The 26,940-nt window shown below is 60.9% G+C and carries 27 protein-coding genes; 7 read left to right on the forward strand and 20 right to left on the reverse strand.

The annotated features are described in order from the left end of the window. Positions 1-177 precede the first annotated feature (177 nt). The 18 genes from ureC to cbiE form a co-directional block, all read right to left on the reverse strand. The gene (gene ureC / locus BWR59_RS01695; protein ID WP_081563915.1) at positions 178-1,878 is read right to left on the reverse strand and encodes an urease subunit alpha; all 1,701 of its coding nucleotides are present in this window, start codon (positions 1,876-1,878) and stop codon (positions 178-180) included. Between the two features lie 137 nt (positions 1,879-2,015). After that, complete coding sequence (locus BWR59_RS01700) at positions 2,016-2,321, reverse strand: urease subunit beta (protein WP_081563916.1); 306 nt, start codon at positions 2,319-2,321, stop codon at positions 2,016-2,018. Next, positions 2,318-2,854, reverse strand: a complete 537-nt coding sequence (locus BWR59_RS01705; RefSeq protein WP_081563917.1) for a GNAT family N-acetyltransferase — start codon at positions 2,852-2,854, stop codon at positions 2,318-2,320. The genes BWR59_RS01700 and BWR59_RS01705 overlap by 4 nt, the downstream gene beginning before the upstream one ends. Before the next feature lie 28 nt (positions 2,855-2,882). Beyond that, positions 2,883-3,434, reverse strand: a complete 552-nt coding sequence (locus BWR59_RS01710; RefSeq protein WP_081563918.1) for a GNAT family N-acetyltransferase — start codon at positions 3,432-3,434, stop codon at positions 2,883-2,885. Positions 3,435-3,463: 29 nt separating this feature from the next. Then, positions 3,464-3,766, reverse strand: coding sequence for an urease subunit gamma (locus BWR59_RS01715; protein WP_081563993.1), 303 nt, complete (start codon positions 3,764-3,766; stop codon positions 3,464-3,466). Positions 3,767-3,838: 72 nt separating this feature from the next. Beyond that, complete coding sequence (locus BWR59_RS01720) at positions 3,839-4,684, reverse strand: urease accessory protein UreD (protein WP_081563919.1); 846 nt, start codon at positions 4,682-4,684, stop codon at positions 3,839-3,841. Positions 4,685-4,733: 49 nt separating this feature from the next. Further along, entirely contained in the window at positions 4,734-5,432 is a 699-nt protein-coding gene (gene urtE / locus BWR59_RS01725; RefSeq protein WP_081563920.1) for an urea ABC transporter ATP-binding subunit UrtE, read from the reverse strand. Between the two features lie 133 nt (positions 5,433-5,565). After that, positions 5,566-6,420 (reverse strand): urea ABC transporter ATP-binding protein UrtD, encoded by an 855-nt coding sequence (gene urtD / locus BWR59_RS01730; protein ID WP_081563921.1) that lies wholly within the window; start codon positions 6,418-6,420, stop codon positions 5,566-5,568. Between the two features lie 10 nt (positions 6,421-6,430). Further along, positions 6,431-7,507: an urea ABC transporter permease subunit UrtC gene (gene urtC, locus BWR59_RS01735; protein WP_081563922.1), complete on the reverse strand. Its 1,077-nt coding sequence runs from the start codon at positions 7,505-7,507 to the stop codon at positions 6,431-6,433. Continuing rightward, entirely contained in the window at positions 7,507-9,096 is a 1,590-nt protein-coding gene (gene urtB / locus BWR59_RS01740; protein WP_143490734.1) for an urea ABC transporter permease subunit UrtB, read from the reverse strand. Before urtB ends, urtC begins: the two co-directional genes overlap by 1 nt. Positions 9,097-9,265: 169 nt before the next feature. Next, positions 9,266-10,531, reverse strand: coding sequence for an urea ABC transporter substrate-binding protein (gene urtA, locus BWR59_RS01745; RefSeq protein WP_081563923.1), 1,266 nt, complete (start codon positions 10,529-10,531; stop codon positions 9,266-9,268). 343 nt (positions 10,532-10,874) lie between these two features. Next, positions 10,875-12,248 carry a PepSY domain-containing protein gene (locus tag BWR59_RS01750; protein ID WP_081563924.1) on the reverse strand — a complete coding sequence of 458 codons (1,374 nt, stop codon included), beginning with the start codon at positions 12,246-12,248 and terminating at the stop codon, positions 10,875-10,877. Positions 12,249-12,336: 88 nt separating this feature from the next. Then, a complete protein-coding gene (locus BWR59_RS01755) occupies positions 12,337-12,783 on the reverse strand; it encodes a DUF2946 domain-containing protein (RefSeq protein WP_081563925.1) in 447 nt (148 codons plus the stop codon). A 36-nt stretch (positions 12,784-12,819) separates the two neighbouring features. Beyond that, positions 12,820-13,308 (reverse strand): copper chaperone PCu(A)C, encoded by a 489-nt coding sequence (locus BWR59_RS01760; RefSeq protein WP_081563926.1) that lies wholly within the window; start codon positions 13,306-13,308, stop codon positions 12,820-12,822. Positions 13,309-13,361: 53 nt separating this feature from the next. Further along, a complete protein-coding gene (locus BWR59_RS01765) occupies positions 13,362-13,787 on the reverse strand; it encodes a DUF2946 domain-containing protein (RefSeq protein WP_081563995.1) in 426 nt (141 codons plus the stop codon). Positions 13,788-13,856: 69 nt separating this feature from the next. Beyond that, entirely contained in the window at positions 13,857-14,180 is a 324-nt protein-coding gene (locus tag BWR59_RS01770) for a transcriptional regulator (protein ID WP_081563927.1), read from the reverse strand. 158 nt (positions 14,181-14,338) lie between these two features. After that, complete coding sequence (locus BWR59_RS01775; protein ID WP_081563928.1) at positions 14,339-15,085, reverse strand: cobalt-precorrin-6A reductase; 747 nt, start codon at positions 15,083-15,085, stop codon at positions 14,339-14,341. Beyond that, complete coding sequence (cbiE, locus tag BWR59_RS01780) at positions 15,085-16,287, reverse strand: precorrin-6y C5,15-methyltransferase (decarboxylating) subunit CbiE (RefSeq protein WP_081563929.1); 1,203 nt, start codon at positions 16,285-16,287, stop codon at positions 15,085-15,087. The genes BWR59_RS01775 and cbiE overlap by 1 nt, the downstream gene beginning before the upstream one ends. A gap of 119 nt (positions 16,288-16,406) precedes the next feature. On the opposite strand from cbiE, the gene cobG reads away from it, so the two are divergent. The 7 genes from cobG to BWR59_RS01815 all read left to right on the forward strand — a co-directional run bounded on the left by cobG (position 16,407) and on the right by BWR59_RS01815 (position 23,457). After that, positions 16,407-17,843, forward strand: coding sequence for a precorrin-3B synthase (gene cobG, locus BWR59_RS01785; protein WP_081563930.1), 1,437 nt, complete (start codon positions 16,407-16,409; stop codon positions 17,841-17,843). Further along, positions 17,836-18,462 (forward strand): precorrin-8X methylmutase, encoded by a 627-nt coding sequence (locus tag BWR59_RS01790; RefSeq protein WP_081563931.1) that lies wholly within the window; start codon positions 17,836-17,838, stop codon positions 18,460-18,462. The genes cobG and BWR59_RS01790 overlap by 8 nt, the downstream gene beginning before the upstream one ends. Next, positions 18,462-19,193, forward strand: a complete 732-nt coding sequence (locus tag BWR59_RS01795; RefSeq protein ID WP_081563996.1) for a precorrin-2 C(20)-methyltransferase — start codon at positions 18,462-18,464, stop codon at positions 19,191-19,193. The genes BWR59_RS01790 and BWR59_RS01795 overlap by 1 nt, the downstream gene beginning before the upstream one ends. Beyond that, complete coding sequence (cobJ, locus tag BWR59_RS01800) at positions 19,193-20,905, forward strand: precorrin-3B C(17)-methyltransferase (RefSeq protein WP_081563932.1); 1,713 nt, start codon at positions 19,193-19,195, stop codon at positions 20,903-20,905. Before BWR59_RS01795 ends, cobJ begins: the two co-directional genes overlap by 1 nt. Positions 20,906-21,252: 347 nt before the next feature. Continuing rightward, positions 21,253-22,059 carry a hypothetical protein gene (locus tag BWR59_RS01805; RefSeq protein ID WP_168184432.1) on the forward strand — a complete coding sequence of 269 codons (807 nt, stop codon included), beginning with the start codon at positions 21,253-21,255 and terminating at the stop codon, positions 22,057-22,059. A 47-nt stretch (positions 22,060-22,106) separates the two neighbouring features. Next, positions 22,107-22,832 (forward strand): hypothetical protein, encoded by a 726-nt coding sequence (locus tag BWR59_RS01810; protein WP_143490735.1) that lies wholly within the window; start codon positions 22,107-22,109, stop codon positions 22,830-22,832. Next, positions 22,816-23,457, forward strand: a complete 642-nt coding sequence (locus BWR59_RS01815; protein ID WP_081563934.1) for a hypothetical protein — start codon at positions 22,816-22,818, stop codon at positions 23,455-23,457. Before BWR59_RS01810 ends, BWR59_RS01815 begins: the two co-directional genes overlap by 17 nt. A gap of 13 nt (positions 23,458-23,470) precedes the next feature. Here the strand turns inward: BWR59_RS01815 and BWR59_RS01820 are convergent, their stop codons facing one another. Together BWR59_RS01820 and BWR59_RS01825 are read right to left on the reverse strand one after the other, a co-directional pair. Further along, complete coding sequence (locus BWR59_RS01820) at positions 23,471-24,067, reverse strand: MarC family protein (protein WP_081563935.1); 597 nt, start codon at positions 24,065-24,067, stop codon at positions 23,471-23,473. 65 nt (positions 24,068-24,132) lie between these two features. Then, on the reverse strand, positions 24,133-26,928 hold the full coding sequence (locus tag BWR59_RS01825) for a hybrid sensor histidine kinase/response regulator (RefSeq protein WP_081563936.1): 2,796 nt from the start codon (positions 26,926-26,928) through the stop codon (positions 24,133-24,135). Between the last annotated feature and the right edge of the window lie 12 nt (positions 26,929-26,940).

The following is a 26,940-nucleotide window of genomic DNA, read 5'->3' on the forward strand; positions in this document are numbered from 1 at the left end:
ATGAAGTGGGGCCATCTTAGCGCCATGTTGTGGCAGGAAGAACAGGGCATTTGCGCCTTGCGCTATCACGACGGGTCACACGGTCTGTAGCAGCACGGCTTGCCGGCGGTTTCGATATTGAAAACGCCGCCGCCGGCAAGCCGGACTGCTACCGGTACAAAACACGCAAACGTCCCTTTAAAACAGGAAATACCGCTGCGCCATCGGCAGCACATCCGCAGGCTCGCACCACAACAGCACACCATCGGCCTTGACCTGGTAGGTCTGTGGGTCGACGTCGATGTTGGGCAGGTAGTCGTTGTGAATCAGGTCGGCCTTGGTGACGCTGCGACAGCCTTTGACCACGCCGATCTGTTTCTTCAGGCCCAGCTGCTGCGGCACCCCTGCGTCCATCGCCGCCTGGCTGATGAAAGTCAGGCTGCTGGCGTGCAGCGAGCTGCCGTAGCTGGCGAACATCGGGCGGTAGTGCACCGGTTGCGGGGTCGGGATCGAGGCGTTGGCGTCGCCCATCAAGCTGGCCGCAATGGAGCCGCCCTTCAAAATCAACGTCGGTTTGACGCCGAAGAACGCCGGACGCCAGAGCACCAGATCCGCCCACTTGCCGACTTCGATGGAGCCTACTTCGTGGCTGATGCCGTGGGTGATCGCCGGGTTGATGGTGTATTTGGCGATGTAGCGCTTGGCGCGGAAGTTGTCATTGCCTTCGCCATCGCCCGGCAGCGGGCCGCGCTGGCGCTTCATTTTGTCGGCGGTCTGCCAGGTGCGCATGATGACTTCGCCGACGCGACCCATGGCCTGGCTGTCGGAACTGAGCATCGAGAACGCACCCAGGTCATGCAGGATGTCTTCGGCGGCAATAGTCTCGCGACGAATACGGCTTTCGGCGAACGCGACGTCTTCGGCAATGCTCGGGTCCAGGTGATGACAGACCATCAGCATGTCCAGGTGCTCGTCGATGGTGTTGCGGGTGAACGGGCGAGTCGGGTTGGTCGAACTTGGCAGCACGTTAGGGAAGCCGCAGGCCTTGATGATGTCCGGCGCATGGCCGCCACCGGCACCTTCGGTGTGGTAGGTGTGGATGGTGCGGTTCTTGAACGCGGCCAGGGTTGTTTCGACGAATCCGGATTCATTCAGCGTGTCGGTATGGATCGCCACCTGCACGTCGTATTGATCGGCCACGCTCAGGCAGTTGTCGATGGCCGCGGGCGTGGTGCCCCAGTCTTCGTGCAGTTTGAGGCCAATCGCGCCGGCCTTGACCTGCTCGATCAGCGGTTCTGGCACGCTGACGTTGCCCTTGCCAGTGAAACCGATGTTCATCGGGAAGGCTTCAGCCGCCTGCAACATGCGCATCATGTGCCATTTACCGGGGGTGACCGTGGTCGCGTTGGTGCCGGTCGCAGGGCCGGTGCCACCACCGATCATGGTGGTGACGCCGCTCATCAGCGCTTCTTCGATCTGCTGTGGGCAGATGAAGTGGATATGCGTGTCGACACCGCCTGCGGTGAGGATCATGCCTTCACCCGCGATGATTTCGGTGGCCGCGCCGATAGCGATGGTTACGTCCGGCTGGATGTCCGGGTTGCCCGCTTTGCCAATGGCGGCGATGCGGCCGTCCTTGATGCCGACGTCGGCCTTGACGATGCCCCAGTGATCGATGATCAGCGCGTTGGTGATCAGTGTGTCGACCACTTCGGCCGCCAGCAATTGGCTTTGGCCCATGCCATCGCGGATGACCTTGCCACCGCCGAATTTCACTTCTTCGCCGTAGGTGGTGAAGTCCTGCTCGACCTCGACCCACAACTCGGTGTCCGCCAGCCGCACACGGTCGCCGACGGTTGGACCGAACATGTCGGCGTAGGCTTGTCTGGAGATTTTCATCGAAATTCCTTATGCGTTCTGATCGTTCCCACGCTCTGCGTGGTAACGCCTCTCTGGACGCTCTGCGTCCGGTCTGTGACGCGGAGCGTCACGGGCTGCATTCCCACGCAGAGCGTGGGAACGATCAATGTCTTGATCTACAGATCTCCCATCACGCGCCCGGCGAAACCGAACACCCGGCGGTGCCCCGCCAGATCAACCAGTTCCACTTCGCGAGCCTGGCCCGGTTCGAAGCGCACGGCGGTGCCGGCCGGGATGTTCAGGCGCATGCCACGGCTGGCGGCGCGATCGAAGGTGAGCGCGTCGTTGGTTTCAAAAAAATGGAAATGCGAGCCGACCTGAATCGGCCGGTCACCACTGTTGGCGACGCTGAGGGTGATCGTCCGGCGCCCGACATTAAGCTCGATGTCACCCGGCTGGATCTGGTATTCACCAGGAATCATGCACTCTTCCTCGACAGTAACTTGTAGTAAATGGCGGTAGCGTGATACTCGCCGTCCGGGTTACAGGCGTAGTCCGGAAGCTTGCCGGACAGCTGATAACCCAAAGCGCGGTAGAAGTCTTCGGCTGGCGAACCGGCCAGGGTGTCCAGAAACAAAAGCCCGCGATTGTGCTGCTGCGCTGCCTGTTCCACGGCACTCATCAACTGCGAAGCCAGGCCGCGACGGCGAGCGTGATGCAACACCAGAAGCTTCTGCACTTCGGCCCGATTCAGGCCGTTGGCCTTCTGGCACAGCGCGAGTTGCGCGGTGGCCAGCACCTGCTCTTCCTGCACCACGACCCACAACAGCACCTTGCCGTGTTCGACGTCTGTCTTGACGCCCTCCCACCAGGTGTAAGCCTCGTCGGCGCTCAGGTCAGCCATGAAACCCACCGACGCGCCGCGATGTACGGCGTCCAGCAACAACGCCACCAGACCGTGACGGTAATGCGCAAAGCTTTCGCCGGTGACACGTCTTAACTGAGCAGCGTTCATGAGCAGGCGTCCTTTCAGTGAGTGAAAATCAAGCCACGGGTGTTGATGCTGGCGCCTGTGACGGCGGTGCGGATGCGCCCGGAGACAGGTCCAGTTGCATGAAAGTCAGGTCCAGCCAGCGACCGAACTTGGTGCCGACTTGCGGCATCTGGCCGGTAGTAATGAAACCCTGCTTTTGGTGCAGGTGAATCGACGCAGCGTTACCGCTTTCGATGGCTGCGACCATCATGTGTTTGTCGCAGGTTCTGGCGCGTTCGATGAGCGCAGTCATCAGCAGCGGACCCAGGCCGTTGCCACGCTGGTCGGCGCGCACATAGACAGAATGCTCGACCGTGTGACGAAAGCCTTCGAAGGGGCGCCAGTCGCCGAACGAGGAGTAGCCCAGCACCTGACCTGCGTCGTCAACGACCACCAGAATCGGATAGGCCTGGGTCTGGCGCGCAGCGAACCAGGCTTCACGATTGCCCAGGTCCACCGGTTGTTCGTTCCAGATCGCCGTGGTGTTGAGGACGGCGTCGTTGTAGATGTCCAGCACGGCAGGCATGTCAGTCAGCAGCGCGTCACGAATCGTATACGTCATGTTCGTTTTCACTTGTTCAGTTGGATGCGTCAGGCGATTGGCTGATGCACGGTGACCAGCTTGGTGCCGTCCGGGAAGGTGGCTTCGACCTGGATTTCCGGGATCATTTCCGGGATGCCTTCCATCACCTGTTCGCGGGTCAGCAGGGTGGTGCCGTAGTGCATCAGTTCGGCGACCGTCTGGCCGTCGCGCGCGCCTTCGAGCAACGCGGCGGAGATGAAGGCCATGGCTTCCGGGTAGTTGAGTTTCAAGCCGCGAGCCAGTCGCCGCTCGGCCACAAGGCCTGCGGTGAAGATCAGCATCTTGTCTTTTTCGCGTGGAGTCAGATCCATGGTTTTGTCCGTTTCAAATAATTGAATAAGGTGAATCAACTGCCATCGAACCATGGCTGTGCAATTGCAGTGTCAGGTACTCCAGATCCTCGGCGCCACGGCCTCTCGACCCAGCAGGGCAGGGCGCAGCAGTTTCCATAATTCGATCAGCCAGGCCCTTGCGTGCAGGGCTTCATCGGCCAGACAGCGAGCGACGATCAGGCCGGGCAACTGGCTCAAATCACCGCGCACTGGCGAATGGTCAGCCAAGTCACGGCAACGCTCCATCAGCTCGGCGGCTATTTCTCCGGTCACGATCAGGGTGGCGAACACCGGTTTGCCCCCCAGCCCCACAGGCGAATCCAGCAAACCGTCATTCCCTGTGATGCGCTGACGCTCATGCCACAGCAACTTGCCGTCGCGGCGGATATCCAGGTGCGCCTGAAAATGCCCCTGATCGAAACGCTCATCGCTGGCCGGGCGTCCCAAGGCAACCACGTCCCAATAGAAGAGTCGGGCGTCGCCCTCGAGGTCGACGCGTGTGCTGAGCTCAGCCTTGGCCTCGCTGAAGACGATGGTCTCCTGCGGCAGCCATTCCAGGGTTCCCCCGGCAGCGATTTTCAGGTCGAGCTGCTGATAAGCCGGGCCCGCAGCGCGATACCACTTGGCGGCGCCAGGGCTGGTGAGTTGCGCCCAGGCATCGGGCCCGACGCTGGCGCTGATGTCCAGCCGGTCACCACCCGCGATGCCGCCAGGCGGATGAACGATGATGTGCTGGCAGACTTCAGGGCCTTCGGCATACAGGTGTTTCTGCACCCGCAACGGGCCTTTGTGGCGACGCTGAGTCGGGCGTGTGCTGTCGCCGAAACGCCCATAGCCCAGCTCCAGCTCGGCGTGCCAGCTGGGTGTGAACAGGGCGGTGTGGGCAGGAAGATTCATAGTGCTCGTTATCGTTTTTCGAAGGCGACTACCTTAGCCGATCGGCGGGTCAAATGGTGACCAGACCACGCACGCCTTCGGACTCCATATTTTCGCCGCGACCTTGCTGAATGATCTCGCCGCGGGACATCACGATGTACTGATCGGCAAGTTCGGCGGCGAAGTCGTAGAACTGCTCGACCAACAGGATCGCCATGTCGCCCCGCGCAGCGAGTTTTTTGATCACTGCGCCGATTTCCTTGATGACTGAGGGCTGAATTCCTTCGGTGGGTTCGTCGAGAATCAGCAGCCGCGGACGACTTGCCAGCGCGCGACCGATTGCCAACTGTTGCTGCTGACCACCGGAGAGGTCGCCGCCACGGCGTTGCTTCATTTGCAGCAGCACCGGGAACAACTCATAAATGAACGCGGGCACTTCCTTGGCTTCGGAGCCGGGGAAACGCGACAGGCCCATCAACAGGTTTTCTTCCACTGTCAGGCGCCCGAAAATCTCGCGGCCCTGGGGCACGTAAGCGATGCCGGAATGCACGCGTTGATGCGGCTTGAAGCCTGTGATCGGCTTGCCTTCCCACTGCACGACGCCTTCTTTGGCGGGCAGCAGGCCCATCAGCACCTTGAGCAGCGTGGTCTTGCCTACACCGTTGCGGCCCAGCAGGCAGGTCACTTCCCCGATTTTCACGTCGAAGGACAGGCCACGCAGAATGTGGCTGCCGCCGTAGTACTGGTGAAGCTTCTCTATTTGCAACATGTTCGAACTCTCCCGGTGATCATTCCCACGCTCCGCGTGGGAATGCCGCGATGGACGCTCTGCGTCCGCTATGTGACGCAGAGCGTCACGGGATGCATTCCCACGCAGAGCGCGGGAACGATCAAGGTCTGCATCAGCGCCCGAGATAAACCTCGATCACCCGCTCATCCGCCTGCACTTCCTCAAGCGAACCTTCCGCCAGAACACTGCCCTGGTGCAGCACGGTGACGTGGTCGGCGATGGTGCCGACAAAGCCCATGTCGTGCTCCACCACCATCAGCGAGTGTTTACCCGCCAGGCTCTTGAACAGTTCTGCGGTGAATTCCGTCTCGGCGTCGGTCATGCCCGCCACCGGCTCGTCGAGCAGCAGCAATTGCGGGTCCTGGACCAGCAGCATGCCGATCTCCAGAAACTGCTTCTGACCGTGGGACAAGAGTCCGGCCGGGCGTGACATCGACGACGTCAGGCGAATGGTTTCCAACACTTCATCGATGCGGTCACGCTGTTCGCCGTTGAGCTTGGCCCGCAGGCTGGCCCATACCGATTTGTCGGTTTTCTGCGCCAGCTCCAGGTTCTCGAACACGCTCAATGCCTCGAACACCGTCGGCTTCTGAAACTTGCGACCAATGCCGGCCTGGGCGATCTGCACTTCGCTCATCTTCGTCAGGTCCAGAGTTTCGCCGAACCAGGCCTTGCCGTGGCTGGGGCGGGTCTTGCCGGTGATCACGTCCATCAGTGTGGTCTTGCCCGCGCCGTTTGGGCCGATGATGCAGCGCAACTCGCCGACGCCGATGTACAGGTTCAGATCGTTAAGCGCCTTGAAACCGTCGAAGCTGACGCTGATGTCTTCAAGCGTCAGGATCGTGCCGTGCAGCGTGTTCAGGCCTTCGCCTGCGACCTGGCCGAGCCCGATGGCATCGCGGCTGGTGCCTGCGTCGCTGTTTGGGTCCAGCACCGGATCGAAGGCGGGAGTGGGTGTGCTTTTCATTGTTCGCTCCTCATCTTGAGCGGGTCTTGATCAGGCCGATCACGCCTTTGGGCAGATACAGCGTCACCACAATGAACAGCGCGCCGAGGAAGAACAGCCAGTATTCAGGGAAGGCCACGGTGAACCAGCTCTTCATACCGTTGACCAGGCCTGCGCCGAGCAGCGGGCCAATCAGCGTGCCACGGCCGCCCAGCGCGACCCAGACGGCAGCCTCGATGGAGTTGGTCGGCGACATCTCGCTGGGGTTGATGATGCCCACCTGCGGCACATACAGCGCGCCTGCCAGACCGCACAAAACAGCGCTCAACACCCAGACGAACAGCTTGAAGCCACGGGGATCGTAGCCGCAGAACATCAGACGGTTTTCGGCGTCACGAACAGCAGTCAGCACCCGACCGAACTTGCTGCGCGCCAGACGCCAACCGACGAACAGGCTGCCCGCCAGCAATGCGACCGTGAGCAGGAACAACACCGCGCGAGTGCCTTGCGAGGTGATGCTGAAACCCAGAATGCTGCGGAAGTTGGTGAAGCCGTTGTTGCCGCCAAAACCGGTTTCGTTGCGGAAAAACAGCAGCATCCCGGCGAAGGTCAGGGCCTGGGTCATGATCGAGAAGTACACGCCCTTGATCCGCGAGCGGAAGGCGAAGAAGCCGAACACCAGCGCCAGCAAGCCCGGCGCCAGCACCACCAGACACATGGCCCAGAGGAAATGCTGCGTGCCGACCCAGTACCAAGGCAGTTCAGTCCACGACAGGAAGGTCATGAACGCGGGCAGGCTGTCGCCCGACGCTTCACGCATCAGGTACATGCCCATCGCATAGCCGCCCAGCGCGAAGAACAGCCCGTGACCCAGTGACAGCAGACCCGCGTAGCCCCAGACCAGATCCAGCGCCAGTGCGACGATGGCGTAACAGAGAATCTTGCCCACCAGCGTCAGGGTGTAGGCCGAGACCTGCATCGGATTGCTTTCCGGCAGCAACGACAACAGCGGCAGGGCGATCAACAGGGCGAGTATGACCACGCCTATGGAGACCGTGACTTTGGTGCCAGCGCGTTGCGCGGCGGTAACCATCAGTGGCTGGTTCATTAGTCGATCACCCGTCCTTTGAGCGCGAACAGCCCTTGCGGACGTTTCTGGATAAACAGAATGATCAGCGCCAGGATCAGGATCTTGCCCAGCACTGCGCCGATTTGCGGTTCGAGAATCTTGTTGGCGATGCCCAGCCCGAATGCCGCTGTCACGCTACCGGCCAACTGGCCGACACCGCCGAGCACCACCACCAGGAACGAGTCGATGATGTAGCTCTGACCCAGGTCAGGGCCGACGTTGCCGATCTGGCTCAGTGCCACGCCGCCAAGGCCTGCGATGCCCGAGCCGAGCCCGAATGCCATCATGTCGATGCGCCCCGTGGGCACGCCGCAGCAGGCCGCCATGTTGCGGTTCTGGGTGACGGCGCGCACGTTCAGGCCCAGGCGGGTCTTGTTCAGCAGCAGCCAGGTCAGCACCACCACGAACAGCGCGAAGCCAATGATGATGATCCGGTTGTACGGCAGCACCAGATTTGGCAGCACTTGGATGCCGCCTGAGAGCCATTCGGGGTTGGCGACTTCGACGTTCTGCGCGCCAAATACCACGCGGATCAACTGGATCAGCATCAGGCTGATGCCCCAGGTGGCGAGCAGGGTTTCCAGAGGGCGGCCGTAGAGGTGACGAATTACCGTGCGCTCCAGCGCCATGCCGATGCAGGCCGTGACAAAGAACGCCACTGGCAGTGCCACCAACGGATAGAACTCGATGGCGCCCGGCGCGTAACGCTGGAACATGATCTGCACGACGTAGGTGGCGTAGGCGCCGAGCATCAACATTTCGCCGTGGGCCATGTTGATCACGCCCAGCAGGCCGAAGGTGATCGCCAGACCCAGCGCAGCCAGCAGCAGGATCGAGCCCAGCGAAATACCGCTGAAGACCTGGCCGATCACTTCGCCAATCATCAATTTGCGTTTGACCTGAGCGAGACTGGTTTCTGCGGCCAGACGCACGCTTGGATCGGTTTCGACGTTGGGCTCCAACAGGTTTTCAAGACGAGTACGTGCCAGCGGATCGCCGGTTTCACCCAAAAGACGCACTGCCGCCAGACGTACGCTGGGGCTGGTGTCGACCAGCTGCAGGTTGGCCAGCGCCAGAGTGAGGGCCGAGTGCACGGCTTCGTCTTTTTCAGTGGAGACTTGTTGCATGAGTAACTGCAATTGCGCCGGGCGCGCGCTCTTTTGCAATGTGAGTGCGGCGGCCAGACGTAGCTTGGCGTCGGCGGCGAGCAGTTGATGACTGGCCAGAGCGGTGTCAACCAGACCCCGCAGGCGGTTGTTCAGGCTGATCGCTTGAGGTTCGTCAGGGTTCGGTGCGTCGGCCAGTGCCGGGGCGGCTGGATCGACGGCGGTAAAACTGTCGCCGTTCTGGATGAAGGCGCGATTGCTGCTGTCGGCGGCCACGCGGCCTTCCTCCAGGGCAATCAGTAAATCAACGCGCGCCGGATCGGGCTTGGCGGCCCAAGCTTCCAGCAATTCGGCACGTTGAGAGGATTCGGCCGCGACAAAGTCGCCGGCATCGCTGGCATGGGCTGCGAAGGGCAGCAACAGGCTCAGGGCGAGAATAAGGCGATAGAGAGATCTGGGCATATCGGTGTCCTGGAAGCACCCGCATGACCTCGCGGCCATGCGCAGATGCTGATCGTTCCCACGCTCTGCGTGGGAATGCATCCCCTGACGCTTTGCGTCATCCGTTAACGGACGCGGAGCGTCGAAGGCATGTTCCCACGGGGACCGTGGGAACCATCAGGGGCGGGTGTCAGTTACTCTTCACCGCATAGTCAGGTTTCTTGTCGTTACCCGGAATGAACGGGCTCCAAGGCTGGGCGCGGATCGGCTCCTTGGTTTTCCACACGACGTTGAACTGACCGTCAGCCTTGATCTCGCCGATCATCACCGGCTTGTGCAGGTGGTGGTTGGTCTTGTCCATTTCCAGGGTGAAGCCCGACGGCGCGGCGAAGGTCTGGCCGGCCATGGCTTCGCGGACTTTATCCACATCGGTGGACTTGGCTTTCTCGACCGCCTGCGCCCACATGTGGATACCCACGTAGGTGGCTTCCATCGGGTCGTTGGTCACCGCCTTGTCGGCGTTCGGCAGGTTGTGCGCCTTGGCGTAGGCTTTCCAGTCAGCGACGAACTTGGTGTTGACCGGGTTCTTCACGGACTCGAAGTAGTTCCAGGCGGCCAGGTTGCCCACCAGCGGTTTGGTGTCGACGCCGCGCAGCTCTTCTTCACCGACCGAGAACGCCACGACCGGAACGTCGGTGGCTTTCAGGCCCTGGTTGCCCAGTTCCTTGTAGAACGGCACGTTGGAGTCGCCGTTCACGGTGGAGATCACAGCGGTCTTGCCTCCGGCGGAGAACTTCTTGATGTTGGCCACGATGGTCTGGTAATCGCTGTGACCGAACGGGGTGTAGACCTCTTCGATGTCGCTGTCCTTCACGCCTTTGGAGTGCAGGAACGAACGCAGAATCTTGTTGGTGGTGCGCGGGTAGACGTAGTCGGTGCCCAGCAGGAAGAAGCGCTTGGCGGCGCCGCCGTCTTCGCTCATCAGGTACTCGACCGCAGGAATCGCCTGCTGGTTTGGCGCCGCGCCGGTGTAGAACACGTTCGGCGACATCTCTTCACCTTCGTACTGCACCGGGTAGAACAGCAGGCCGTTCAGCTCTTCGAAGACCGGCAATACCGATTTGCGAGAGACCGAAGTCCAGCAACCGAACACCACGGACACCTTGTCCTGGGTCAGCAGCTGACGAGCCTTTTCAGCGAACAGCGGCCAGTTGGACGCTGGGTCGACCACCACAGCCTCAAGCTTCTTGCCATTTACGCCGCCCTTGGCGTTGATCTCGTCGATGGTCATCAACGCCATATCTTTGAGCGAAGTCTCGGAGATGGCCATGGTGCCGGATAAAGAATGCAGAATGCCGACCTTGATGGTCTCGGCGGCCTGGACGGTCCAGGTCAAACCCATAGCGGCGATCGATGCGGACAAGGTGAACGCTTTAAGCAAACTACGACGCTTCATTGGCTAGCTCCATTCTTCGATTTTTTTAGAAATGACTGCTGTTGGCGGTGCAGAGGATGAGTCTGCTTAGGCTTTAGCAAAGGCTGGGCCAAGGCGTGAAAGGTCGCAAAATGGAATGAAAACGTCGCGAGTGACGGGTCGGGCGCACCAATCTGGGGTTGGTTCGACGTTGTGGTGCGCACGGTGCGCTGATCTGGTGCGGGAAGCTGTCGGAGTAGACAGGTTTTTACAGCGAGCAGGATTCAGGGAGGGGCGTAGCGATGAGAACGGGGCCTGAAACCGGCAATGAGGAGGAATTCATCACTAAACCACCCAAATGGTTCCAGGCCCCGCAGGACGCAATCTAAGCTGTTGCCGCCGATTTGGCAAAGCGCGAAAGGGCTATTCGATCGAGCAACCATATTGCCAGCATCGAAATCCCGACGAGCGGAAAGGCAATACCTAGCGCAAGCATCACCACCGTCGCGATTTTCCAGCGTGGCAGATCATCTCGCAGCGGCGGAACACCGAAGCCGTTCTGCGGCCGACGCTTCCACCAGATCACGATGCCGCTGACCGAACTGAGCAGCACCATCAGGCAGATGAACAGGATCAGCAACTGGTTCACCCAACCGAACATCTTGCCTTCGTGCAACATCACCCCGAGTTCAGTGGCTTTCGAAACCGCGCTGTAATCGGTGTAGCGCACGTCCGCCAGTACCTTGCCGCTGTATTGATCGACATGCAGGGTGGCGTCGTTGCGCGGGTCGTCCGCGAACACCGAAACGGTGAATACGCCGTCGGCGGTTTTCGGTTGAGTGATGCTGTAGCCCGGCTCGATCTTGCGCTCATTGGCGATGTCGACGACCCGTTGCAAAGTAATGGTCGGTGCAGCAGGACCGCTGGACATGCCGCCGTGGTTCATGTGCTCGGCATGATCGCCCGAAGAAACCGGCATCGGCGTGTTCTCCATGGCCCACGGCACAGTCTGCACACTGGCGTTATTCAGCTCGCCAGCCTGGTTCGCGGACTTGGGCACGTCATTCCACATCGCGGCGGGGAAGGTGTTCCACACGTCGGCGTAGACCTTGCCCCACATGCCGGTCCAGGTCATGCCGCTGAGCAGCATGAACAACAGCGCCACCGAACCCCAGAAACCGGTCACGGCGTGCAGGTCGCGCCACAGCACCCGGCCTTTGGCGGTGATCCTTGGCCAGAGCACGCCAGCCGGGGAACGACCCCGTGGCCACCACAGATACAAGCCGGATACGACCAGAACGATCCCCCATCCTGCCGCCATTTCCACCAGGCGATCACCGACAGTGCCGACCATCAACTCACCGTGCAGCTCACGGGCCATGGCCTGCAGATTGTTCTTGGCATCCTGCGTACCGAGAATCTTGCCGCTGTACGGGTCTATGAACAGGTTCACCTCGCGACCGTCCTTCTTGATCACGAACTGCGCGCTGCTTTCGGCGTTTGCGGGAGGCAGGTATTTACTGACCAGCACCTGCGGATAGGCCTCGAGCACGCGTCGTTGCTGCTCATCGGCAGTGAGCATGTGGTGCGCCGGTTTGACGGTCAGCAGGTCGCTGTACATCAGCGAATCGAGCTGCGGTTTGAACAGATAAACCACGCCGGTCAACGACAGCATGATCATGAAGGGCGCAACGAACAGGCCGGCATAGAAATGCCAGCGCCACGCCAGGTTGTAGAACGACACGTTTGGTTTGGACATGGTGCAACGCTCCCGTCAGGGAAAAACACGGCGCAGCGCGTCGACCGCCAGGTGGCCGCCAACGGATACGAATCTCTTTTTCAAGGGGTTATGCGACAGACGAGAACGGCGGGGCGCGACTGCGGGCGTTGGGGAAAACGTTGCGTTGAGCATGGCCTTGCTGCGGGGCCGCGTTGTAGAAATCAGCGGGTCTGGGCGGGATGGGCGCGGCGACGGCGAGGGTCTGGGTCAGCGCCGGGCAGCTGAACAGCAACGTGCAATAGCCGCATTTGGCCCAGATGACATGATCCACGCCAGCGGCGGCGCCTGTATCCGCGTGGTGCCCGCTGTGATCGTCTGCAGCCATGTCCATCGACGCGGACATGTCCATGTCGGCCGACATCGACGCTGGCATCGACATGCCCGAATGATGCTCCATCGGCATCGACTGGGAGATCAACGGCCCGATAAAGATCATCAGCATGGCGAACAGGCTCAGCCATGCACCCGAAGTCTTGCGGGGTACAGGATTGGAGCTGGCGCGTATTGCGTTCATGCGGCTCATTGGGCTCAGCTTCGACGGTCAGTGCTGTCAGTGGGCGTGAGCGGGGGGAGCGTCAGGTGCCTGTTTCTGCACCATGACCTCGACAGGCACGTCGCCGGTTTTCTCGAAGTGCAGGGTCAACGGGAAAGACTGGCCGTCTGTCAGCTTCGAACGATCTTTCAGATCCAGCAGCATGACGTGGTAAGCCATGGGGGCGAAGGTCACCTCATTGCCGGCCGGAATGTCCACCGTCTGCACTTGCTGCATCTTCATCAGGCCGTCTTTATTCACGTGCTCGTGCAATTGAGCGGCGCCTGCAACGGGGCTGTCGACACCGACAAGACGATCGGCGTCGGGGCCCGCATTACTGATCACGAAGTACGCCGCAACCGTGGGCGCATTCGGCGGCAGCTCCATCGACCAAGGCTGGGCGATTGCTAGATGGCCTTTTGCATACTCATTAGCTTCAACATAGCAGGCAGGCAACAGCATTGCCGCCAGCAGCAGAACTTTTTTTAACGTGACGTTTTTCAACATGGCACCGAGGCTCCAAATCATTCAGATACGCGACGTGCAGCGTGAACGAAGGATCAGACTCGAGGAGAGGCGCGGGGGTTGAGGCCAGGCCATAGTTGGCGAGGCGGGGCGTGAAACACCAGGATCGCGGTCGGGAAGCGGACCGGCTCGAAGATCGTGAACATGCCGAAGGTCTGGCCGGCTGGAATCGCCACAAGCGACAAGGCTGCGGAGCAGCACGGGCAATGTTGCATCGAGGAATGTTCACTGCTGTCAGGCGTGCGCTGACTGACTTTGCTGACCAGCCCCAATGGCGTCGCCACCAACTGCGTGCCATTGCCGGTGCAGAAACTGCCCCACACCACCTGCTCGCCCTGGGTGCGCGGCATGGTCGGCGTCATCGGCATCGCCAGCATCCCGAACAACAGCGCAAAACACGCCACCCAGGCAAAGGCCCGGCGCCGTTTGAGGCTGATGAGTCGATCTTGTTGTTCTTTCATGTCGGCCATTTAGCCTGAATGGCCGTGAGATGTAAAAAGCCAGGGTGCGGCGATGTGTCGCGGGGGTGGTCAGTCAGTCGGGACCGCGTGCACTTCGATATCGACTTTCAGCCAGGAGCGCATGGCCCCAAAGATGGCCGCCAGATTATCCATGTTGGGGTTGCCATGGGCCGACAGCATTCGGTGAAGGCTCTTGCTCGGTTTCTCTGTCTCCCTCGCGAGCTCTTCGAATCCGAGTGTGGCATTGACCAGGTCACGAAGGATGATCCGGGCGACTTCAGGTTCGCCATTAAGAAACAGTGTGGCCGCGTCGTCCAACAGGCCCTGAGCAAAGGCAGGATCTTGCTGGATCCTCTCGTTGATCGTGTGTTTGTAGCTGCGGGTAAGAGCCATCAGGCGCCTCGTTCATACATTTGTTTTTTTTGCGGCTTTGTAGTCCGCAATGAAAGTTCTGGCGCGCTTGATGTAGGTAACCTCTGGCTCTGTTCCATCGCTGGTGGAGGGGGATGCAGTCGACGCATGCAGCTGCAGGCCAAGCGCTTTGATCACTTTCACTCTGCGGGAGACGAAGGTCGGGAATCATCCTGCAATACCGCCAGCAACTCCCCGACGCTCCAGAACTCCCGATCCACCTCTGCCAATACTGGCCGCTTCAACACCAGCACCGGCACTCCGCGTTCCCGCGCCACTTCCAGCTTCGGTTCGGTCGCGCTGCTGCCGCTGTTTTTGCTGATCAGCACATCAATCTGGCGCCGTTCGAACAACTCGCGTTCTTCGTCGAGATGAAACGGGCCGCGCGCGCCGATCACTTCGCAGCGCTCGTTGCCGGGGTAAGCGTCCAGTGCGCGGAGTGTCCAGAACTGGTGTTCGGGGATTTCGTGCAGGTGCTGCAAGGGCTCGCGGCCGAGGGTGAACAGCGGGCGCTGGAAGGTGGCGAGTGCGGGGATCAGCCCGGCCCAGTCTGCGACTTCACGCCAGTCGTCGTCAGGGCCCGCCCGCCAGGCAGGCCGCCGCAGCGCCCAGCACGGGACGCCCGCAAGCTTTGCAGCGACGGCGGCGTTGTGGCTGATCTGCGCAGCGTAGGGGTGGGTCGCATCGAGGATAAGATCGATGTGTTCCTTGCGTACGAACTGTGCCAGCCCTTCAGCGCCGCCGTAGCCGCCGACGCGAACCTGACAGCGCAGATCGCTCGGCACCCGGCCGACACCCGCGAGACTGTAGATGTGCTGCGGGCCCAGAGTCCGTGCAATCGCCAGTGCTTCGGTGACACCGCCAAGCAGGAGGATTCGCTCAGCCATCAGGGTTTGATCGCTTCGAGCAAAGTGATGGGCAGCGCCTGGCGCCAGGTGTCGAACTCACCCAGCGGCTTGGAGTGGGCCAGATGAATGCGGGTCAGTTCACCGCCATGTTGTTCCCGCCAGTTCACCAGCATGGCCTCGCTTTGCAGCGTAACGGCATTGGCCACCAGCCGGCCTCCGGAACGCAATTGCTGCCAGCAACTTTCCAGCACTCCAGAGCGCGTCACGCCGCCGCCGATGAAAATCGCATCGGGCGTTTCCAGTCCTTCAAGGGCATCGGGCGCACGACCGCGCACCAGTTGCAGCCCGGGCACACCCAAGGCATCACGGTTGAATTCGATCAATTGCTGGCGGCTTTCGTTGGATTCGATTGTCACGGCCCGGCAGGTAGGGTGGGCGCGCATCCATTCGATACCAATCGAGCCGCAGCCCGCGCCGACGTCCCACAACAGCTCGCCGGGAACGGGGGCAAGGCGGGCGAGGGTGATCGCGCGCACGTCGCGTTTGGTCAGTTGACCGTCATGACGAAACGCATCGTCCGGCAAGCCTCCCAACGGGGATAAACGCAAGGTCCCCGGCTCGGCACGGCAGTCGATAGCCACCAGATTCAAGGCCGCGATCTCTGGATCGGACCAGTCGCTGGCGATGGCCTCGACGCGTCGTTCCGATGGGCCGCCCAGGTGCTCGAGAACGGTCATTTTGCTGGAACCGAAGCCGCGCTCGCGCAACAAGGCCGCAATCGCCGAGGGGCTGTGACCGTCGTTGCTCAGCACCAGCAGGCGCAGACCGTGGTGCAGTTGTGCGTTCAGCGCGGCCACCGGGCGAGCGACGACAGATAACGTCACCACCTCCTGCAACGCCCAGCCCAGGCGCGCGGCGGCCAGAGAATAGGAAGAGGGCGCAGGAATCACCCGCATCTGCTCGACAGGCACCTGACGCGACAGGCTCACGCCCACCCCGAACAGCATGGGATCACCGCTTGCAATCACGCAGACCGGCTCGCCACGCTGTTCCAGCACTGGCTGCAATGAGAACGGGCTTGGCCAGTGACGACGTTCGGCGCCAATGCACCGTGGCAACAGGTCGAGCTGGCGCGAGTTGCCGAACACCTGCCGCGCCTGCAACAGTGCGTGCCGGGCATTCCTGCCCAGCCCCTTGAAGCCGTCTTCACCAATTCCCACGACTGTCAGCCACGGCGACATGTATTGCCCTCAAAGCCAATGCTTGCGACAGGCCGATAAGCGCGGCCTGTGGATAAGGTCGGCATGATACCGCGCCAGTGGAGGCTCGTCCTTTTTGCCATCCGACAGACCGGCTTTTCATGCGACCTGCCAAAGCAGGCATAATACGGCGCCTGCAGACGCCCCGTTCTGCACTTCCCAGCCCGATCACGTCAGGTGACCCTTTGACCGAGCCGCTGTCTGCTCGCCCGCCCGCTACGCCTCTGCGCCCCTCGGCTTGTCCGGGGTTGTTGCGTATCGTCCCGGCGCTGGACGGTGGCATCTGCCGGATCAAGCTGGCAGGCGGCGTTATATCGGCGGATCAGGCGTTTGCCGTTGCTGATGCCGCGCAGCGTTTTGCCGGTGGGGTGATCGAGGCGACCAATCGCGGCAACCTGCAGATTCGCGGGATCGGCGCGGACCACGATGCGCTGATCGCGACATTACTCGATGCCGGGCTGGGGCCGAAGAACCCCGCCAGCGACGACGTGCGCAATCTGATGCTCAGCCCTACGGCAGGTCTGGATCCACAGCAGCTGTTCGATGCTCGCCCTCTGGCGGCGCAGATTCTCCACTCGCTTGAAACCCACCCTCGCTTTCATGAGCTCTCCCCAAAGTTCGCCCTGTCACTGGATGCAGGCGAAGGCCTGGTGATGCTCGAACATCCCCATGACCTGTGGCTGTCGGCAATGGACGTGGATGGCGAAACCTTGCTGGGGTTTGGACTGGCGGGATGCCCGGCGAACGATCCGCCACTGGCGGCTGTCACGCTGGATTCGGGGCTTGATCTGGTGGTGGCCATGCTCGAATTGTTCCTTGAGCATGCCCGGCCGGAGCAGACGCGGATGCGTCATTTGCTTGAAGACATGCCGGTCACGCGTTTTCTGGAGCTGCTGTCTGAACGCCTGACGACGTCGTTAAGAACCGGCAAGGAAATAACCTCATGGCGTCGGTCGCCGATCCGGACGAACGCGCATATCGGTGCTTATCCGCAAGCGCTGTCCGGCCTGACGTGTGTCGGTGGGGTCGTGCCTTTGGGGCGCCTGACGCCGTCCATGTTGCGCAAGGCCGCTGTGCTGTCGGTTGAGCTGGGCGATGGCGCGCTGGCGATGACTCCCTGGCAGAGCCTGATACTGCGCAATGTCGCCACGGCGCGATCCGCCGACGCGCTCGATGGCTTGCGAGCGGCAGGGCTGTTATGCGATGCCGACCAGGCACTCTCGCAGATGATTGCCTGCACTGGCTCTGCTGCCTGTGGCAAAGGGCTGGCGGACACCAAGTCGGACGCATTGCAACTGGCCGCGTACCTGCAACGAGAGGGTGTCAGTCAGATGATTCATCTTTCTGGCTGCACCCGGTCCTGCGCTGCGGCCCATGTGGCGCCGGTCACATTGCTGGCGGTGTCAGCCGGCCATTACGACCTTTATTTTCACCACGCAGATCGGCCGGGTTTCGGCGAGTTGCGTGGGCGGGACCTCACTATTGAAGCAGTCGGTGCGCTGTTGACCACCGACTCACGGAGCAACACCGATGATTGATTACATCCGCGACGGTCAGGAGATCTATCGCAACTCCTTCGCGATCATTCGCGCCGAGGCCAACCTCGACAGGATCCCGGCCGACCTTGAAAAACTCGCAGTGCGGGTGATTCATGCCTGCGGCATGGTCGATGCGGTCGACGGTCTGCGCTTCTCTCCGGGCGCCGGCACAGTCGGGCGTCAGGCGCTGGCTGGCGGTGCGCCGATTCTGTGTGACGCGCACATGGTCGCCGAGGGTGTGACCCGTGCCCGTCTGCCTGCGAACAATCAGGTCATCTGCACGCTTAAACGTGAAGAGGTTCCGGAGCTGGCCCGCGAGCTGGGCAACACCCGTTCCGCTGCCGCACTGGAACTGTGGCGGCCCCATCTTGAAGGCGCTGTAGTGGTCATTGGCAACGCGCCCACCGCGCTGTTCTACCTGCTGGAAATGATCGATGCCGGTGCTCCGAAACCGGCACTGATTCTTGGCTTTCCGGTGGGCTTCGTCGGTGCCGCCGAATCCAAGGACATGCTCGCCGCCGACAGCCGTGGCGTGCCATACGTGATCATGCAGGGCCGTCGCGGCGGCAGCGCGATGGCGGCAGCTGCGGTGAACGCCCTCGCCACGGAGGTCGAATGATGCAGGCTCGTGGTCGTCTGATTGGGCTGGGTGTAGGCCCCGGGGATCCTGAACTGATCACCGTCAAGGCGCTGCGCCTGCTGCGTGAATCGCCGGTGGTGGCGTACTTCGTGGCGAAGGGCAAGAAGGGCAATGCTTTCGGGATCATCGAAGCCCACCTGCAAGAGGCCCAGACGCTGATGCCATTGGTGTACCCGGTGACCACCGAAGTCCTGCCTGCGCCAATGTCTTACGAACAGATCATCAGCGACTTCTACGACACCGCCAGTCTCGACGTGGCCGCGCATCTGGATGCCGGGCGCGATGTGGCAGTGATCTGCGAAGGCGACCCCTTTTTCTACGGCTCGTACATGTACCTGCACGATCGCCTCGCCGAGCGTTATGAGGCGGAGGTCGTGCCGGGTGTCTGCTCGATGCTCGGCGGCGCTTCGGTATTGGGTGCGCCACTGGTGTATCGCAATCAGAGCCTGTCGGTGTTATCGGGGGTGCTGTCGGCGGAGGAGCTCAAGCGCAAGCTGGTGGATGCCGATGCGGCTGTGATCATGAAGCTGGGGCGCAACCTGCCTAAAGTGCGCCAGGTGTTGGTTGAGACCGGTCTGGCGGAACGCGCGCTGTACGTCGAGCGCGCGACCATGAGCAATCAGAAAATCGTGCCGCTGGCCGAGGTCGACCCGATGTCCTCGCCGTACTTCTCGCTGATCATCGTTCCTGGCGAAAGGTGGCAAGGCTGATGGGCACTTCGAACATCCAGGCGCCAGCCATTGTCATTCTCGGCAAGGGGGCGCTGGCGACGGCCAAACGCATTCAGCAGCTCTACCCGGACGCGCTGATTCACGGCCTGGCCGAGCGTGTCGAAGGTGCCGATCGCAGCTACGCCGAGTTCGGCGCGACGCTGCGTCAGCTGTATCAACAGGACACGCCGATCATTGCGCTGTGCGCGGCAGGGATCGTGATTCGAACCCTCGCCCCGGTCTTGCTGGAAAAGGGCGCCGAGCCGCCAGTGCTGGCTGTCGCCGAGGACGGTAGCGCGATCGTGCCACTGCTTGGCGGCCTGGGCGGGGTCAACGTCATGGCCCGGGAAATCGCCGGGGCCCTGAACACGACTGCCGCGATCACCACCAGCGGTGAACTGCGTTTCGGCACCTGTCTGCTCAATCCGCCTGCCGGTTATGCGCTGGGCGATCTGGAACTGGGCAAGCGTTTCGTTTCCGACTTGCTGTCCGGAGAAAGCGTGCGCATCGAAGGTGCAGCGCCGTGGCTGGCCCAGGCGCAATTACCTGAGGATGATCACGCGCATCTGGCGATTCGCGTGGGTTACGCCGAGCGCGAGCCGTCGGCCAATGAATTGCTCATCTACCCGCGCAATGTGTTGGTGGCGGTCGATGCGTCAGTCGCTGATATTGCCAATTCCGTGAGAGATGCGCTGCATGATTCGCGGATCGCGACTCAGGCACTGGCCTGTCTGCTGGCCAGCGAATCAGACATGGCAAAACCTGCGCTGCATGCGGCTGCCCAAGCGTTGGGAGTGCCGGTGCGCTTTACCTCGGCTGCATCGGTAAGCGAGATGGTGCAGCAAGTACTGCCGCAACTGCTACCGCCGATCAACCCGGTGGACGGCATTGCGATTGCAGTCGCACCACAGCCTCTGGACACAGAGCAGGTGGGCCGCGGGCGCGGGCGTCTGGCTGTCATCGGCCTGGGTCCTGGCGCCGCAGAGTTCATGATTCCCGCCGTCAAGGCCGAACTCGCCCGGGCCAACGATGTATTGGGCTACGAGACCTATGTGCGCATGGCTGGCCCATTCCGCGCCGATCAGGTCCTGCACTGCACCGATAACCGCGAAGAGATGCAGCGGGCACGCCACGCGTTCGAACTGGCAGCTCAGGGGCGTTCAGTGGTAGTGGTTTCGTCTGGGGATCCGGGCGTATTCGCGATGGCTGCAGCAGTGCTGGAAGCGCTGCAAGAGTCCGACAATCCCGAGTGGCATGCAGTCGATCTGGAAATCCTGCCGGGCGTATCCGCTTCGCTGGCTACGGCGGCGCAGGCGGGTGCGCCTTTGGGCCATGATTTCTGCGTAATGTCCCTGTCCGACAATCTCAAGCCTTGGGGCATCATCGAAAAGCGTCTGGACCTGGCGTGTCAGGCGGATCTGGCGTTGGCGTTCTACAACCCGATTTCCCGTTCCCGGCCATGGCAACTGGGACGCGCACTGGAAATCGTGCGCCAGCATCGCAGTCCGCAAACCCCGGTGACGCTGGGGCGCGACATCGGCCGTCCGGGCCAGACCTTGCGCGTCGTCACCCTCGGCGAACTCGCACCCGAAATGGTCGACATGCGCACCATGGTCCTGATTGGCTCCTCCACCACGTGTGTGTTTGCGCGTGCCAATGGCAGTCAGTGGGTGTACACGCCGCGTTGGTATGGCGACAAGCCTGAGAAGTAGTCAGCCCGGCGTGCTGAACTCTCTCGTTCTCATGTGGGAAAGGTCTGGGCGTAGACGAAGCTTTGTCGCTACGCCCATCTTGAAATTCGCCCGCTTGCCAGAGGAAATGATCGCTACTTAGCGACGTCAGTTGTCGCTCTTTTCCCTGTTGGGCTGTTCAGGCCTACGCGGCTCCCCGCGTGCGCAGGGGACGATGCATTCCCCTCTCCATGCCTTCCGGAACGGCGTGTAGGAAACACCTGTTTCCAGTTCCACTTCTACTTATTGGTCACTTGTTTTCTTGCCGCGAAAACTCGCTAGTCTCATTTTGTCCATGAGGGACATGAGTGATCTAAAAGGACTGGAAAATGAGTTTTGAGAAACAAATGAGTGACAACGATATTCGCTCTTTTATCGCAGAGGTCGAACTGGCGGACAGCTCTCGGCCAGTGATCCAGCAGCGTCGCGCGATGAGTATCGCTCGGGCGAGGACGGCATTGGTGACGGAAAATGCCGATGCAGCGGTAGTAGGCAGCAATCTATTGGCATTTGCCGAGGGGGTTTCACGGCAGAACAAGGAAGACGTCATGGATTCCTTTCTGTTCGCGACGTTGGTAGCCAACAAGGCTTTCAACCCCGAGACTCAAAGCGTCGACTGGTACTCGCGCTTCTACAAGGTACTCTCGACAGTAGGCTGGCTATCAACGAGCTGGAGCTACGAACGGTACCAGTCGAATCATCAGCGATTCACTATGGAGCAGGCCGGCCTTGAAATTCTGGCTTCTGCAATCGCTGCAGCGGCATTACCGGGACCTGCTTCGGTGGCGATGCTCAAGGTCGCGGGGGACGCAGTCAGGGCCCTCGCAGCAAAGGAAAAGCCCTTGGGTTTGTTCGAACGTCAGACCAAATCCCACAATGGCGCAAGTTTCCGTATCGGCGCATGTGCCGAGTCCCAAGACGGCACGGTCAACCTGGCGATGGGGGCGGTCAATTTCGAGGCCTCCTCGACCGTGACGGATGTGCTGTTCTGGGAATGGAACAGTTCCGAGGTCAAGACCTTTCGCGGGGAAGACACTCTGGTGTTGAACACACGTCTTTATGCCGGTCATCGCGAGCTTATCCAGCAGCGACTGGGTACCAATGCGCAAACCGCTATTGCCGAGTTCGATATTTAAGAATGAGAGAGGGGCGCCTGGCGCCCCTTTTTCATGTGGAGGTGCAATTGAATCAAGGAACGATTGAAGGGCAATGCAATGCGGGTTGCCTGCTGTTTATGTCCGCCGCTTGCAGTGATCGACAAAAGACCGATGCAAGCGATATCACGTTGTATACCCAGCTGGCGGCCAGCAAAAAACACTCACGGATGGATACTCCGGACAGTTGGAAACAAACCTGGTTGGCCGCCCTGAGCAGATTTGGCTGGGCATTGAAAGCTCATGAGACGCTGAGCTTGCCTGCCGCCGAACTGGGCTCTGGCACTCTGTGGGAGTGGACGCATCGGCATGTTCCAGTTTTTTTCCCACGTCAGTTGGTTCGGGAAGGGGGGATCTTGATGAAGCGGTCCGTGGCTGCCCATCCAGAACAGCCTGCCCTTGAACTGTTAATCCCTCACATCATTGAGCCTGTCCCGACTAGCCTTGCATGGGATCAGATGGCGCCAGTGCCGGAGCACAGAATAGGGTTGCAGTTCGCCTATTGCGGGCCGGCATCGGGGTTGAATCTGGTGGTTCTTTCGTTGAAAACGAGGCAAACGCTGAAGTCCGGTTTCCTGATTGAGGTGCTCGATCCCAAGGCTGTGGTCGGTAATGTCGAGGTGACGTATTACTCGGTTGAAATGCTGGAGCGGGTCTACGGCCCGCTTCGCGCCAGCATCGGCAGGGCTCTTGAGGAGCGCCGCGTGATCATGATCTCTCCCTTGCAGGAGGTCGCCGATGACCACCCCGAATGAGAGCCTGGTGATGGGCAGCAGTCTGGTGTCCTTTGGCTCGTCTGTCTCCGCAGGCCTGCGTGCCGACGTTATGGATTGCCTCTTGTATGCACAGCTATCGGCAGACAAGAAATATGACAGGCGTCAGAACTGGAGGCAGTGGATCGAGCAATATCAACGAGTCATTTATCAGAAGGGGTCGCGGATCAGCGGCGCGCTCAATCCCGTCCAGATAAAGATTCAGCGTCTGCAAGATCTTCGTACTGTTCGCTACTACCTCTCGGGAGCCGCGACTTCCCCCGAGTTGCAGGCTTTGCTAGAGCGGTCCATCGATGCGCTGATGGGCAGTGAGCATGCGAAAGCGTTCTTCAGTACATGGTTTGTTTCCGGTCGCTCCGAGAGCATGCAAGTCATCCCGTGCGAAGCGAGGGCGGACGGCGGGGTCAATATCCTTGTGTGCGGTCTGCAGATGACCACGAGCGCGTTCACCTCAGGTTTCTTTTTCTGGGAGGTGCCGTCTGGCGAGATGATCGTTCGTTCCAACGGCGCCTCTTTCATGATGACCGAGGAAAGTTATGCGCCATTTCGCAAGCCGATAGCGCGCTATCTGGGCGCGCAGGCACGTCGAGTGATTCTGGAGCTGTAGACGCGGGGTACCCTCAAGGCACCAGATACCCTTTGATCCCCGTGAAGATGATCTGTGCAGCCAGCGCACAGACAAACAGCCCCATCAGCCGGCTGACGATCTGCAAGCCTTGCTCACCCAGAATGCGCTCGATGCTGTGTGACAGGTACAACACCACGCCCACGGTAAAGCTTGCCAGGGCAATGCTGATGATTGCGGTGATCTTGTCGTCCCAGTGCGGTTGGCTGACGCCCATGACCAGCAAGGCGCCAATGGTGCCCGGACCTACGGTGATCGGAATGGTCAGGGGAACAACGGCGACGTCTTGTTGAACGTTGTCGGTGTCGACGCCCGACTTGCCCTGTGCCATGGCCAGCGCGGAAATGAACAGCACGCTGCCGGCGCCTATGCGGAAGGCGTCGGCAGTAATGCCGAACACACCAAATATGACTCGCCCGAACAGGTACAGCAGCACGCTGGACACCAATGTCGCGAAGGCGATTTTCCACGCCAGATAGCGGCGTTCCTTGCGCGAATAACCGCGGCTCAGGCTGATGAAGCAGGACAGGACGAAGAACGGGCTATAGAGCACCAGCATCTTCAGGTAAACGCTGAACAACACATGCAGCATGGTTTGAGCTCGTGGCGGCAGACTTGGACGGGGCAAGTCTATCAGGCGCCGCAGAGAGCGTAGGGTCAGTTTTGCTGATAGCGATCCTGATCGCTGCGTTCGATGCCAGCCTGGTTGCGTGCCCGTTGCTCGACCCAGTACTCCACCAGTTCACGTAACTGCGAGAGTTCTACAGGCTTGGACATATGGCCGTCCATCCCGGACTGGCGGGCGCGGTCCTTGTGCTCAGCCAGAATGTGCGCTGTCAGCGCAACGACTGGAGTGCGGGAACGCTGGTTGCCCATTTCCCAGGCACGCAGTTGCTGAGTGGCAGAGAAGCCGTCGAGGATGGGCATCTCACAGTCCATCAGCACAAGGTCGTAGCGCTGGGCCTTCATGGCGCTCAGGGCTTCTTCGCCGTTACTGGCAGTGTCCGGTTGCAGGTTGAGTTTGCCCAGCATGCCCCGGATCACCTTGGTGGAGATGCTGTTGTCTTCGGCGACCAGAATGCGGAAGTCGCTCGGCACGTTCACATCGGTGTTGACCGCCGGGGAGGGTTGAAATGGCGTCTGGCCCTTGTTCCGCTGGTTAAGCTCATCGGCCAGCGTGGTCTTCAGCGTATAGCCCGCTACCGGTTTGGCGAGGATGCGCTTGACCCCGGCATTGCGTGCGATGACCTTGCTTGGCGCATTGCTGATGCCAGTGAGCATGATCAACAGAATGTCGTGGTTGAGGCTCGGGTCTTCCTTGATCTTGGCCGCCAGCTGCATGCCGGTCATCCCGGGCATGTTCTGATCGAGCAGCACGATGTCGAAGTAATCGCGCAAGTGCGCCTTGGTTCGCAGCAGCGCCAGCGCTTCCTTGCCGGAGGGCACGGCGCTGACGTTCAGACCCCAGGCGCTGCATTGCTGGACCAGCACTTTGCGGCAGGTGTCGTTGTCGTCGACCACCAGCACGCGCGCACCCTTTAGCGGGCTGTCGAGGTCAGAAGGTGGCTGCTCAAGACGCTCGGGATCCAGCGGCAGGCTGAGCCACAGGGTGCTGCCCTGATTGCTGCCGCTCTGAATACCGAATTCGCCGTTCATCAACAGGATCAACTGACGCGCGATCACCAGCCCCAGGTGACCACCGACTTTGCTGGCTGCCAGGAAGTTCTTGCTGTGCAGTTCAGCGTGCAGCAGTGCGTCGCGTTCCTTGGCCGTGAGCGGCGAGCCGCTGTCCTGCACGGCGATGCGCAGCCGTGGCTTGCCGCCGCGAGAGTCGAGGGCGACGACCAGCAGAATCTCGCCCTCGTCGGTCTTCTTTAGCGCGTTTTCCAGCAGGCTGAGCAGGGTCTGTCGCAAGCGCGTCGGATCGCCGCTGATCACCCGGGGCACCTGCGGCTGGATGAAACTGATCAGTTCGACGCTTTGCTGCTCGGCCTTGGCCCTGAAAATGCTCAGGCAATCTTCGATCATGGCGTTGAGGTCGAACTGTACGTCGTCCAGTTCGATCTGTCCGGATTCGAGCTTGGTGATATCGAGGATTTCGTTGATCAGCGTCAGCAGTTCATTGCCGGCGCTGTGGATCGTCTGTACGTAATCACGCTGCTTGACCGACAGCGGCGTGCCCAGCAGTAGCTCGGTCATGCCGAGAACGCCGTTCATGGGGGTACGGATTTCGTGGCTGATCTTCGCCAGAAACTCGGCCTTGGCGTTGATTTCGGCGGTGCTGGCGGCGAGTTCGCGACTGATGCTGAAGTTGTCTTCAGTGATGCTGCGGTGGCGCTCGCTCAAGGCGATGCTCATCAGCAGACCGCACAGGCAGAACATGCCCAGCACCGCGCTGATCAGGGTTTGTGCCGGGATGGTGGTCAGCCAGAGCATGGCCGGCAGGATCACCAGGTTGCCGAGGTTGAAAACGATCATCGCGATCACGAAGGGACGCGCGGGCGCATAGCCCTTTTGCAGATGATAGATCGAGACCAGTGTGATGGTTAGCGTGGTGAGCCCCACCAGCAGGAATGTCAGGATGTTGAGCGGCAAGGTGTCGACGAAGAGCACCAGCAGGCCGCCGAAGCCGACGATCAGCAAGACGCTCATCAGCAGGCGATTGAGGGCTTCGACGCCGCGCTGAACGAAGAAACAGTAGGCGAACATCAAGCCGGTGGCGGCAGCGAGCAGCAGCGCCAGGTGAGCGCTCGGGGTCTGCGCCAGGTGCCAGTGAGGCAGCCACGGCGCCTGAAGATTGAGCAGCAGCAACGCACTGAGGCCTAGAAACGCTTCGCAGGCGGCCAGCCACAAACTGCTGACCGAACGGGATTGGGCATAGCGGGTGATGTTCTGCACGATCAGCATGAACAACGAACCGAAGAACAGGCCAAGCAGCAGCGGGCGACGTTCATCCGCAGCGCTGGAAACGGCTGACTCCAGTGAGATGTTCGGCCGCAGCTCTTGCTCGGATTTCAGACGCAGATACAGATCCAGAGGCTTGTCGCTTTGCGGGACCGGTAGCAGGAAGTCGATGGAGGGCAGCGGTTGCGAAGCGCGGGGCACTTTGTTGCCGGAGCGCGAGTGATCGATCAGGGTTTCACCATCGAGGACGTACATGTCCACAGTGGCAAGATCCGGAGCGAAGATGCGCACCAGTTGTTCGTGATCGGCAGGGGCCAGGCGATAGTGTAACCACAGCGCGGAATCGCGATTGGTGGCGCGGACCTGATCGAGTTCGACCGGGCTGAACTGAGTTTCGTAGTGAGCGGAGCGAATGTCGCTGAGTTGCAGGTTGGCCTGATCGTCGACAAGGGTCGACCATCCTGCACTGACCTCGGCAGATGCCGTAGGAACACAGAGCAGGGTCATCATGGCGATGAACAGACAAGTGGCAATCCTGAGCCAGCGCACGGCGAAATCCCT

It is taken from the genome of Pseudomonas sp. Bc-h, assembly GCF_002080045.1.
Taxonomy (GTDB): Bacteria; Pseudomonadota; Gammaproteobacteria; order Pseudomonadales; family Pseudomonadaceae; genus Aquipseudomonas.